The sequence below is a fragment of the Marnyiella aurantia genome (genome assembly GCF_014041915.1).
Taxonomy (GTDB): Bacteria; Bacteroidota; Bacteroidia; order Flavobacteriales; family Weeksellaceae; genus Marnyiella; species Marnyiella aurantia.
Window position 1 is genome coordinate 2120051 of the sequence record NZ_CP059472.1, and the last position, 12447, is coordinate 2132497.

A 12447-nucleotide genomic window follows, 5' to 3' on the forward strand; every position below is an offset into this window, starting at 1 on the left:
TATCAATACCATGCAAGAAGGCACAGTAAAATTTTTCAACGAAACTAAAGGTTTCGGATTCATCACTCCATCAAACGGCGGAGAAGACATCTTTGTACACACAACCGGACTTATCGACAGAATCCGTGAGAATGACAAAGTAACTTTTGAAGTTAAACAAGGAAACAAAGGAATGAACGCAGTAAATGTTAAATTGGCATAAGCTGTTTTTATCATCATACTCTAAATAAAGCTCCGAAAGGGGCTTTATTTTTTTTGGCTTTATTTCGAGGATAAGCATTAGATATTGCGTTTACCAGTAAGTTTTTTTTATTGAGACCAAAGTCGAAGCTCCCACCGCATTTCTTTATTTTTGGCATTTATGACGTTTAATATCACTGTAATTGTTATTTAATAAAATAGATATACATTTGGATTACATATACCTTTCTTATTATTGAATATTAATTGATGAAAAAATTACTGATATTCGCTTTTATAGCTCAGTTCTCCCTACTGATTTCACAAGTTACCAGTGGCTGCGAGCTTCAAACTTTGAAAAGTGTCAACATTCTTAAAGTGGATATTAAAGATTTGTCCTGCATCGCTAAAAATGCGGACAGGCCTAGTACTGTTTTTTATACATTTACTAGTTGGTGTGCACCCTGCAGGCAAAAGATGCCCATGGTTCTCGATCTGGAGAAACGGTTCAACGCCGCTGTTTTTGTTTTGATAATGGAATCGGAACAGGATAAAATGATGCCGGGTGGAATTGATTTTATAAGGAAACACGCGCCGGAAGCAAAGATCCTGATCCTGAAAGATGAAGCCTACACCGGTGGAACCCGAAAGCGGAACAGCAGTTTTATTGCAGATATCTCATCCAAAAAAAAGATGTTTAATCCTGGTTATGGCGTGTTTATCGTCGCTGATTCTGCGGGAAAAGTACTGAAGGTGACCGACAACTTTACTGATTACCGAAAATTGGCAAACGGAAGTTATGAAAGTGAAGAGCGTATGCTTGAACGTGAGGTTTTTCCTTTGTTGAATTAAATTAAAGCTAAATGTTATATAAAATTCTTTTAGTACTCTTTGGGTTCTGTTTTACACCTTGTTTTTCACAGGTTGAAAAGTGTAATTTGGAATCTACTTATTTTGAAGACTTAAAGCGTGTTGATGCAGATGCTGTAAAGTGCTTAGCTAAAAATTCGGAAAAACCCAATACGTTATTTTTTGTTTTTGCCAGATGGTGTGAACCCTGCATGTGGCACTTACCTACTTTTATGAGCATCGAAAAAGAATATGATGTCAATCTTTATGTAATACTCATAGATCTTGAGAACAGCCAAATGACCGAATTGGCGAAAGACTATGTCTGGGAACGCTATCCTAGCGCCAAAATAGTAGTTCTGAAAGACTTTCCCAAAAGAGGAAAAGGAAAAAAATACAAAGATTTCATAAATTCAATTACTCCACCTCGCTTTGAGAAAATAGATGATATGTCTAAATATTTTGTATTAGACAATGAGGGTGATGTTGTTCTGGTAACGAGTTGGAAAGACAGTAAAGGCGATCCGGACTGGAAGGATGATCGGCCAATGGTAAAGAGACTGGTTTTGCCCTTATTACAGAAAAAAATGGAAAGCTTGTAAATGTACAATCTTTATTTAGCACAATTAAAACAATAAAGTTTAACAGCAAAGACCCCTGAAGCAAAACTTCAGGGATTTTTTGTATGAAGCAGCAGGCATAAAATTTTCCGTAAATTTGTGTCCCCCAAAAAAAGTATTGCTCCAATGGATTATTTGAAAGGACTGAATGAAGCACAGTATGAAGCCGTTACCACCCTGGAAGGTCCGCTTATGGTCCTTGCCGGCGCGGGGTCCGGTAAAACGCGTGTGCTTACTATGCGTATTGCCCACCTGATCACCAACCTGGTGGATCCCTTTCATATCCTCGCGCTTACCTTTACCAACAAAGCCGCCAAGGAAATGAAGGAAAGGATTGCAAAAGTGGTGGGGCAGAGTGAAGCGCGTTCGCTCTGGATGGGGACTTTTCACTCCGTATTTGCCAGAATCCTGCGCAGCGAAGCGCATTATCTGGGCTATCCTTCCAATTTCACCATTTACGATTCTCAGGACTCGCTGAATGTGCTGAAAAAGGTGCTCAAAGATTCCAATATAGACGCCGACCTTTACAAACCCAAAAAGGTGATGGCCCGGATTTCCAATTATAAGAACAACCTGATTACGGTTAAGGCTTATCTGGCGAATCCCGAACTCATTGAAAATGATGAGCGCGCCAATATGAAGCACATGGGCCTTATTTACCAGAAATATGTGGATGCCTGCTACCGCAACGGTGCCATGGATTTTGACGACCTTTTGTTAAGGACGAATGAATTATTAACCCGGTTTCCGGAAGTACTGGCCAAATACCAGGACCGCTTCCGCTATATTTTGGTTGATGAGTATCAGGATACCAACCACTCACAGTACCTTATTGTGAAGGCTTTGGCTTCCAAATTTGAGAATATCTGTGTAGTGGGAGATGATGCGCAGTCCATCTACTCCTTCCGTGGAGCCAACATCCACAACATCCTGAACTTCAAGAAAGATTACCCCGATGCGGTAACGGTTTCCCTGGAACAGAATTACCGATCCACGCAGAATATTGTGAACGCGGCCAATGTGGTGATCTCAAAGAACGTACAGCAGTTTAAGAAAAATGTATTCAGCGACAATGAAGAAGGCGACAAGATCAAGGTGTACCGCTCGCTTTCCGATGCCGATGAAGCCAACTTTGTAGCCTCCAATATCTGGGAGCTGCACAATACGCAGCAGCGTAAGTTTACGGATTTTGCCATTCTGTACCGTACCAACTCGCAAACCCGTGCATTTGAAGATTCTTTAAGAAGGAAAAATATTCCATACCGTGTCTATGGCGGACTGTCCTTCTACCAGCGTAAAGAGGTGAAGGACCTGGTGGCTTACCTGCGTTTGCTCATCAACGAAAACGACGGTGAGGCTCTTTCGCGTATCATCAATTATCCCGCACGTGGAATCGGTGAAACAACCCAGAATAAGCTTATTGTTTTTGCCGATTCACAGAACGTCTCCATCACAACTGTTCTGGGAAATCTCGGCATGTATGCACCATTGCTGGGACTTAACAACGGTATTCTGACCAAACTGGCAGATTTTTGGGCGATGATTAAAGCCTTTCAGGTAATGCTGAAAACCGAGAATGCCTACACCGTGGCCATGGAAGTGGCCAAGCGTACCGGCCTGATTAAATTCCTGAAAGATGACCAGACACCGGAAGGTATTTCACGTCTGGAGAACGTTCAGGAACTCATGAACTCCATGCAGGGTTTTATAGAGGAACAGCAGCAGCTGGAAGACGGTGATCCTTCACTTTCCAATTTCCTGGAGAATATCGCGCTTTCGGCAGATACCCAAAATGATAAGAAGGAGGAAGGTGACCAGGTTTCACTGATGACCATTCACCTTTCCAAAGGACTTGAGTTTCCGGTAGTCCATTTGGTGGGCCTTGAGGAAAACCTTTTCCCAAGTTTCATGAGTTCATCCACCCGCGAGGAGCTGGAAGAAGAGCGCCGGCTGTTTTATGTAGCACTTACGCGTGCGGAAAAACAGGCTTTTTTCAGTTACGCGGTTTCCAGGTTTCAGTGGGGCAAGATTACGGATGCCGAACCTTCACGGTTCTTAAGTGAGATGGATACGGCGCATCTGGAATTCATCAATCCGGCTATTGAAAGCCGATTTGTAAATCATTCCGGACTTAAGTCGAGTATTTTTGATGATGAACCTGCATCGCCAAGATTCTTTAAGAAAAAAGAGGAGAAAAAGACCATCCAGCGTAATGAGCCTTTACCAACTGCGCAGAACCTGAAACCCGTTGCTACAGCCAGGATCATCAATCCGAGCGGTGCCTCATCTGAGGATATTGAGGTGGGCGACCAGGTGCGTCATGACCGTTTCGGTGTGGGCGAAGTTCTTTTCCTGGACGGCACAGATCCGCAAAACATCAAGGCAAAAGTGAAATTCCAGCACGAAGGTGAAAAGAACCTTATCCTGAAATTCGCGAAGCTGACGAAGATCTAAGAGAAGAAGGAAGCTGGATGATGGAGGTTTAAAGAAGTTTTATTCTGAGTTTGTATTGCGGGAACGGAACGCAGGCGGAATGACACGGCACCTCAGGAGATGAACTTATTAAGGGAATGCTTCTTCGCCGTGCTTCTTCATCGCAATTATTCTTGCTTAGTTTTTTTTTCTCCGGTTTACTCTTTTAGTTCCATCTGAATGCTGTTTGGGGTTAATATTTTCATTTTTTTTGGTTAAATAATATCCAGATGTAAATTTGAATGTATTTTTCATTAATTTTATTTCAGATTGAAGTAAAGAATTTAACCATTAAAAAACACAAATTATGTCCACATCAGTAGCAAAGGCGTATGCCAACACCGTGAGAAAGAATCAAAAAGTTTTGTATGCCGTTTGGGAGCCCGGTTTGCCGGTGGAACTTGGTGACTACGGAACGATGAAGGGGAATATCTTTGAGCCACTTGGTAATATCAGGGAAATTGAGGCTTTGAAAGATTTCAAAATAACAACCCGTCTGGACCCTACGCAGGACGAGAAAACATTTACATCCCAGAAAGGTGTAGAGTATAAGCTGATACCCAAAGCCAGCGCTTCGGTTCAGGGTGTTCCGGTAAATGCCTCCATAGAATTTAAATTTTCTGAAGAGAATGCTGTTTTTTTTAATGCCGCCGGCTGTGTTTTCGAGATGATTGAAAACAAGCACCAGCTCGGACAGAAAATTCTCGAAATCTTCAGGGATGACGATACGGTGTGGAACAGGGATTTCGTTCTGGTCACAGCTCTAGTTCACGCCAAACGTGCATTGATTTTAGTCTCCACTTCCAGTGATTTCGCCATCGGTTTTGAAGCCAAGGCTGAAATACCCGCAATAAACTTAGCCAGTGCCTCACTTGACCTGAACCTTAAATTCCAGAATTCCAGTGGATATAAAGTAAATGCAGAAGAAGGGCTGATTCCTCTGATTGGCCTCGGTAAAATTCAGCGGAAAACCATATTTCACAGCAATGAATTCGGAGCATTGGATGCCAGTTCTCATAAAAGCGCCGCTCCGTCAGGAAAGGGTGAATACGTATTGGAGTTTGATGATTACACCTCTAATAAAGAAGCGGGCAAAGATTGATTTTGCAGGTGAGCTAACTTATAGCTCGTCATTTGGCTGGTTGCATTCTTAAAAAAGGGAATCTGGCGGGGGAGCAATTTTTTAGTGAGTTTCTTATGAAACTATTCTGAGATTGCTTCTACGCCGCACCGCCATATCGGAATGACTTTACTGCACTAATTCATTAAACAACCTCTCAAAAGTAGCATCCAAATCCTTTGTTTTCCCCGGGTGCGGGCGTGAGGTCTGGATGACGGAGCTGCGCACTGCTGTAAGCCAGCGGAAGCGCTCTGGGATGTCGAAGGCTGCGATTTCACCACCGGCTTTGTTTCCGTTTGCTACATGGCGGAAATTTTCAAGGTTTTGAAGTATGGCCTCCTTGTCCATTTCACACTTCATCAGGTCAAATTTTATCGGACAGAGATGAAAGTCCACACGGATGTACTTTTCTCTTTTCGAAAACATCACAAGTCCGATATTGAAGAATTCTTCGCGTTCTACCTTTGGTACCAAACGGATTACGGCGTACTCGTAAATTTTAACCTCTTGCATTTTGGGCTTCTTTTACAAAATTAGCAGAGTTCTCCAGCCTTGTCTTCATGAAAGTGAAGTAAACCTCCCGAATCTGTTCAGGTGTTTCGTCAGTATCATTCCACCGCAGCCAGTCATCAGGAATCAGTTCTACAATTCCGCGCAGTATTTCGCTGTTGAGTACAGCTTTGGCAAAAGCATCAGCTTCGTCCAGCAGGGTAGCCTGTGACAGGAGAACATGGTCCTTCACATACGCAAAAGGACTTAAGGCGAGCTTTTCAAAATTCATCCACGAATGGTGGAAGTAAAAGGAAGCACCGTTGTCAATGACCCACAGTTCTTTATTCCACATCAAAAGATTGGTGTTTTTATGGGTGCGGTCTATATTTGTGATGAAGGCATCGAGCCAGACGATTTTTGAAGCCAGTAGCGGATCCACTTTTACAGAAGCGTCATAAGCGATGGCTCCCGACAGGAAATGCAGGGCCAGATTCAGGCCTTCCGAAAATTTCAGCAGGTCCTGGATTTCTTCGTCGGCTTCGGTACGGCCAAAGTCCACATCCAGATTTGCAAATACCAGTTCAGGAATCTTCAGACCCAGAACTTCGGCAATCTTGCCGCCCAAAAGTTCGGAAATCAGCATTTTTACACCGTGTCCGCCGCCGCGGAACTTCAGTACATATTTAAAATCGTCATCGGCTTCCGCCAGGGCCGGCAGTGAGCCGCCTTCGCGAAGCGGAAGGATGTAACGCATCACCGTAACCGTCCGTAAAGATAAATCCCGCATAGATTACAAATTAACGTCAAAACCACGAAATAAAAAAGTTGTCCAAAAAGAGCAACCCTAACAGCATTATTTCTTCTTTCCTCTTAATTTTTCAGATTTTAGATCTCAACTCCCGGCTCTTGATTCTTAATTTCACCCTCCAATCACCAATCACCAATCATCAACTACTCCTTCCTCTTCCTAAAATGTTCATCCCGAAACATAATATTATAAACCAGATATAAGCCCAGACTGATGGCAATAATAAAAAATATGAAAGGCAGGATGCCGTAGCCCATAATGGAATAGCTGGATGGAATACGCATCAGCAACGCTGCCCCAATTATCATTGCGGCAATAATTAATCCTGAAGTAATGCGGTTAGCGACCTTCTGGAAGCCGTCGGTCAGTCTGTCTTCGTCCAGCGCGTTGATCTTCAGTTCAAATTCATTAGCGGCCATCCGCTCGGTAATCTTGTTGAGGCGTCCGGGTAGATTTTCAGCCAGCTTTTTATTGTCCAGCAGGAAACCATAGAAATTTTCGGGCCGCAGCTCCTGTTTCATTTTTTGGTTCACCATTTTCTCCATAAACCTGCGTATGGCCTGCTGCAGATCATATTTGGGAGTCAGCACGGCTATGATCTGGTCCAGGTTAAGCAAAATCTTACCGAGAATGTTGAGTTCTACTGCGAGTTTAATTCCTTCATCCGCAGCCATGCGATTCATCTGAAGCAGCACGCGGCCTGTTTCCATGTCTTCAGCATTGGTACTCGTGCTGTCCATCACCAACCTGTTTATGTTTTTTCTGAATGAATCTACATGGGCTGTTGCTAGGTCATATTCGCTCATTTCAAGAAGTGCTTCCGTAATGGCGTCGCCGTCCTTTTTGCTCATTCCTACCAGCAGCATCATGATTTTTTCCTGAAGTTTCGGGCTGAATTTGGCCACCATACCCAGATCCATAAGCGCTACTTTATTGTCAGAGGTAAGATGGATATTACCCGGATGCGGATCGGCATGAGCAAAACCGTCTACAATAATCTGTTTCAGGTAAGCTTCCACCAGGTCATCAATAAGCGGATTGAAGTCCACCTCAGTTTTTTTTAATTTCCCTAGAGATGTGATTTTTTTACCCTCCAGAAAATCCATTGTAAGGACTTTCGATGACGAGTATTCGGCCACAGGAGAAGGGATGATGAGGTAGTCAAATTTCTTAAGATTTTCCTTAAGGATAATAAGATTCTGCGCCTCCTTGTTATAATCAAGTTCATTAAGAAGGATATACCGAAGTTCCTCAATTATATCATTCAGCGCATATTTTCGGGCTGCTTTGGAATGCGAAACGGCCAGGTCCGCTACCTGTTTCAGGGTGTCCAGGTCTTCCAAAAAACTCTTACGAACACCCGGCCGCTGGATTTTTACCGCAACTATCCGCCCCGAGTGCAAAAGTGCCTTATGCACCTGACCTATAGATGCGCTGGCCAGCGGTACAGGATCAAACTCAACAAAAGCCTTCTTGATCCGGACGCCAATTTCCTCTTCAAAAATCCTTTCCACTTCTTCGTAGGAAATAGTTTCCACATCGTCCTGAAGGTCAGCAAGTGCTTTCAGATAATGGTCTGGCAATAAATCCGGTCGTGTGGAAAGCAGCTGTCCCAGTTTCACGTACGTGGGTCCCATTTTTTTAAGGTCCTCCACCAATTCCTCAGGCTTCTGGTTAAATTCCAGATCTGTTTCGACTTCTTCTTTCAGCGCGGTATTTGCGGTGGATTTTACGACGTCGCTGTCGTAATATTTCAGGATGAAACTGAAAAATTTGGTGTAGTTGCTGAGCTGCTCCAGGGCCATAAGGATATTTTTGCTCTGTACAGAAAAAAATGTACCACTAACCTTTAATCCTGAATACTAAAAAAAATATAATCGACAGGGTAGGTCCGAATTATATTTTACCCACGTTCATTCACGTCTGTATTCCAAGTTGGGCCTCCTGCCATGGTGCTATTTCCTATATTTGCTTTATGCGCCGGTTCCCCAGTTTTGCATAAGATGATTTTGAGCCGGATAACTCTGCAAAATTTATGAAACTTATACAGATACTGCTTAATTTCACGGTTGTAATTGCGTTAATCCAGCAAAGTGAAATCACTTTTTCTTTATTACTTAATATTTTTCAGTATAATGATGAAATATCGAGTACGGAATTGCGAAATCATGTAATTATTTACAAGTTTGCCCAAATATTTATAACCATTATTTTTCTTTTGATTTCTAAATTTCATAAGAAAACCAAGCTGTTTTCGATCATATATCTGCTGACTGGTGTTTTCATCGCTTTCAAGATTCCTGTTGAGTGGTTCTTTGTAACAGATTCTTATTGGATGAATATTATAATATGGTCCTATATTTATTTGTTGGCGATACTTTTATATTTTGAACCGAATTCCTCCAACAAGACAAAATGTATAACTCAAGGAAAAATATTGTATTACAGAAGAATGCTGAAAGAAAAAAGAATTGAAAAATGAAAATTATACACCTTCTTCTGTTGGTTTTCATTATTGGGGTTGCATTAACTGTTTACACTGGTAGACGGTATATGAAAGGCCTTAAAATAGAATCAACGACTGCTCCAATCATGAACTATCAACAATTGGATATCCATTGTGCTACCCACATTAGAGATGCGAGTTCCATGCAAATTTTCTTTGATGGACAGTCGTATACGGTGATGCTGTCGGATGGGCTCTGTGAGGAGATAAGGGAGAATACCGTCGCGCCTAAACTTTTCTACGATCAGGAAAAAGATGTGGTATTCCATGAAGGGCACCTAATGCCAAAAGTATATATCTTCTTGTCTCTGTTTCCTGCAATCTTACTTCCACTTTTGGGCTTTATTGTCTACAGAAAAGAATTAAATAAAAGTGTTTCCAGCATGTAACTTGGCCCACGCAACGTAAAATATTTTATCTAATTATCTTCATCGGGTGTAATGCGCAGCTTTTTTACAAGTAGATACACGTCCAGCATGCGGATATCCACCCTGCGTACCTTCCCGCAATTTCCTATCTTTGCTTCATGTCACACAACAACGATAAAAGACTTTTTCTCATTGATGCCTACGCCATGATTTTCCGTGGTTATTACGCACTTATACGCAGTCCGCGGATGACGAGTGACGGCAAGGATACTTCCGCGATATTTGGATTTACCAACTCGCTTATTGAACTGATCCGCCGCGAGAGACCTTCGCATTTAGCTGTGGTTTTTGATGTTGGTGTGGCAAGTGTAAGAACTGTGGATTTTGCGGAATATAAGGCCAACCGCAGCGAGACTCCGGAAGCCATTAAAATCGCTATCCCCTATATTCACAGCATTCTGGAAGCGATGCACGTACCGAATTTGGGCGTGGAAGGTTATGAGGCCGATGATGTCATCGGAACAATAGCCTGCAAGGCGGAAAAAGAAGGTTACACGACTTATATGGTGACACCCGACAAAGATTTTGCCCAGCTGGTTACAGATAAGATAAAAATTTATAAACCCGGCATCAAAGGTGCTGAATTTGAAATCCTGGGTGTAGAGGAGGTGAAAGCCAAATATGAAATAGAAGACCCAAAACAGGTCATTGATTTCCTGGCAATGATGGGCGATTCCGTAGATAATATCCCCGGACTTGACGGCGTGGGTGAGAAGACCGCCAAGAAATTCCTGAAGGAATACGGCAATATTGAAAATCTGCTGGCCAATACGGATCAAATAAAAGGAAAGCTACGCGAAAAAGTGGAAGCCAGCGCAGAGAGAGGAATCCTTTCAAAAAAACTGGCTACAATTATCTGCGACGCACCCATTGAGTTTCATCAGGAGCAATACGATCTGGAGATCCCCGATTTTGAGCAGGTGAAAACGGTTTTTGATGAACTTGAATTCCGCAGGCTTTACGAAAACCTGTACCGGGCTTTCGCACCCTCGTCTACCGACAGTTCAGATGTAAAAAATCTCGCCGGTTTTGAGCAGGTAAATGTCAATAACGGTGATGAATCCCGGACTGCCACAACAATGCAGCTTGATCTTTTTGCCAACTATGAAGAACTGGACAGGGCCACGGAAACCAAAACAACAATTGAAAGCAATGATCATCTCTATCAGTTTGCTGATACTGCTGAAGCCCAGCGGCTCTTGGTGAAAAATCTCATGAAGCAGCGTGCGGTGAGTTTCGATACTGAACTCAATTCACTTAATGAAATGGAGGCCGACATAGTTGGCATCAGTTTCTGCTACCGGAAAGGACTGGCTTATTACGTACCGCTTTCCGAAAACCGCGAGGAAGCTTTGCAAACGCTGGAAATATTCCGCCCGTTTTTTGAGAAGGATGATGTTATTAAGATAGCCCATAATCTGAAGGTAGATTTCAAAATCCTCCAGCAGTATGGTATTCAGGTGAGGGGAGCCATGTTCGATACCATGATTGCTCACTACCTGCTCAATCCGGACGGACGCCACGGACTGGACTATCTTTCAGAAGTATTTCTGCAGTACAAACCTGTCGCTATAGAGACACTCATTGGCAAGAAAGGCAAAAAACAGGGAACGCTTCGTGACCTGTCGGTGGAAGAACAGACTGCTTATGTGGCCGAAGATGCAGATATTACCTGGCAGCTGTACGAACTGTTTGCGCCTCAGCTTAAAAAGGAAGATCTGGAAGATCTTTTCTATAAAGTTGAAATGCCGTTGATGGAAGTTTTGGCCAAGATGGAACTGGAAGGTGTTTCACTCGACAAAGCATGGCTGGAACAGGAAAGCAGAGATCTTGAAAATGATCTTCGCGCTCTGGAAAAGACTATTTTCGAACTTTCAGGTGAAGAATTCAACATGAATTCGCCACGCCAGCTCGGTGAAATATTATTTGACAAACTTCAGCTGGATCCTAAAGCCAAAAAGACCAAAACAGGACAATACGCCACGTCCGAAGATATTCTGCAGAAACTTTCGTCCAAACATGAAATCATCCAGCATATTTTGGAATACAGGACCTATCAGAAACTTAAATCCACATACGTAGATGCTTTGCCGCTACAGATTGACAAAGATGATAACCGCGTGCACACCACTTTCTCCCAAACCACAGCTGCAACAGGGCGTCTTGCAAGCGTGAACCCTAACCTTCAGAATATTCCGATCCGTACGTTACGCGGACAGCAGATCAGAGGGGCATTTGTGGCCGGTGAGGGGAAGAAAATCATTTCAGCCGATTACTCGCAGATCGAACTCAGGCTTATTGCTGAGATTTCCAACGAGGAAAATATGATCCAGGCTTTCCAGGACGGTGAAGATATTCACGCATCCACAGCCTCAAAACTGTTCAATATTCCTTTGGAGGAAGTCAGCAAGACCCAGCGTAGCCAGGCCAAGACGGTAAACTTCGGGATTATTTACGGTCAGGGTGCTTTTGCATTGGCAGAACAAACCGGTCTTTCCAGAAGTGAAGCCAAGCAGATGATCGAAGCTTATTTTGAAACCTATCCAAGGCTGAAGAAATATATGGGCGAACAGGTGGTGAAGGCGCAGGAACTTGGTTATGTGGAAACAGTGCTGAAACGCAAAAGACATCTGAAGGATATTAATTCCGCAAATTTCGTAGTAAAAGCGCATGCGGAGAGAAACGCGGTGAACGCGCCAATACAGGGCAGCGCTGCTGATGTTATAAAGCTGGCGATGATTAAAATTGACAAAAAACTGACAGAGCAAAATCTTCAGACCAAAATGCTTCTTCAGGTTCATGATGAACTTCTTTTTGAAGCACCGATTGAGGAGGTTGAAGAAGTGACACAGCTGATCCGTGCTGAAATGGAATCGGCACTTGAAACTAAGGTTCCGCTGCTCGTGGAAGTTGGAGCCGGCGATAACTGGCTGGAGGCACATTAGAAGAAATTTTGACCGGTATTTAAGGAG

At 43.1% G+C, this 12447-nt stretch carries 10 protein-coding genes; 7 read left to right on the forward strand and 3 right to left on the reverse strand.

Going from position 1 to position 12447, the window contains the following annotated elements:
* Positions 1-10 precede the first annotated feature (10 nt).
* The 5 genes from H1R16_RS09860 to H1R16_RS09880 all read left to right on the forward strand — a co-directional run bounded on the left by H1R16_RS09860 (position 11) and on the right by H1R16_RS09880 (position 5223).
* Positions 11-202 carry a cold-shock protein gene (locus H1R16_RS09860; RefSeq protein ID WP_181886705.1) on the forward strand — a complete coding sequence of 64 codons (192 nt, stop codon included), beginning with the start codon at positions 11-13 and terminating at the stop codon, positions 200-202.
* A gap of 248 nt (positions 203-450) precedes the next feature.
* Positions 451-1032, forward strand: coding sequence for a TlpA family protein disulfide reductase (locus H1R16_RS09865; RefSeq protein WP_181886704.1), 582 nt, complete (start codon positions 451-453; stop codon positions 1030-1032).
* 11 nt (positions 1033-1043) lie between these two features.
* Positions 1044-1631 carry a TlpA family protein disulfide reductase gene (locus H1R16_RS09870; protein WP_181886703.1) on the forward strand — a complete coding sequence of 196 codons (588 nt, stop codon included), beginning with the start codon at positions 1044-1046 and terminating at the stop codon, positions 1629-1631.
* 144 nt (positions 1632-1775) lie between these two features.
* Positions 1776-4103, forward strand: coding sequence for an ATP-dependent helicase (locus H1R16_RS09875; RefSeq protein ID WP_181886702.1), 2328 nt, complete (start codon positions 1776-1778; stop codon positions 4101-4103).
* A gap of 325 nt (positions 4104-4428) precedes the next feature.
* Complete coding sequence (locus H1R16_RS09880; protein ID WP_181886701.1) at positions 4429-5223, forward strand: hypothetical protein; 795 nt, start codon at positions 4429-4431, stop codon at positions 5221-5223.
* A 147-nt stretch (positions 5224-5370) separates the two neighbouring features.
* Here H1R16_RS09880 and H1R16_RS09885 read toward each other — a convergent pair whose 3' ends face one another.
* From H1R16_RS09885 to H1R16_RS09895, 3 genes are all read right to left on the reverse strand, one after another.
* On the reverse strand, positions 5371-5754 hold the full coding sequence (locus tag H1R16_RS09885) for a DUF3037 domain-containing protein (protein ID WP_181886700.1): 384 nt from the start codon (positions 5752-5754) through the stop codon (positions 5371-5373).
* Positions 5741-6520, reverse strand: coding sequence for a HipA family kinase (locus tag H1R16_RS09890; RefSeq protein ID WP_181886699.1), 780 nt, complete (start codon positions 6518-6520; stop codon positions 5741-5743). The genes H1R16_RS09885 and H1R16_RS09890 overlap by 14 nt, the downstream gene beginning before the upstream one ends.
* Before the next feature lie 164 nt (positions 6521-6684).
* On the reverse strand, positions 6685-8346 hold the full coding sequence (locus tag H1R16_RS09895; protein WP_181886698.1) for an ABC1 kinase family protein: 1662 nt from the start codon (positions 8344-8346) through the stop codon (positions 6685-6687).
* Positions 8347-9019: 673 nt separating this feature from the next.
* Here H1R16_RS09895 and H1R16_RS09900 point away from each other — a divergent pair.
* Positions 9020-9436: a hypothetical protein gene (locus H1R16_RS09900; protein WP_181886697.1), complete on the forward strand. Its 417-nt coding sequence runs from the start codon at positions 9020-9022 to the stop codon at positions 9434-9436.
* A 137-nt stretch (positions 9437-9573) separates the two neighbouring features.
* Positions 9574-12420, forward strand: coding sequence for a DNA polymerase I (polA, locus tag H1R16_RS09905; protein WP_181886696.1), 2847 nt, complete (start codon positions 9574-9576; stop codon positions 12418-12420).
* Positions 12421-12447 lie beyond the last annotated feature (27 nt).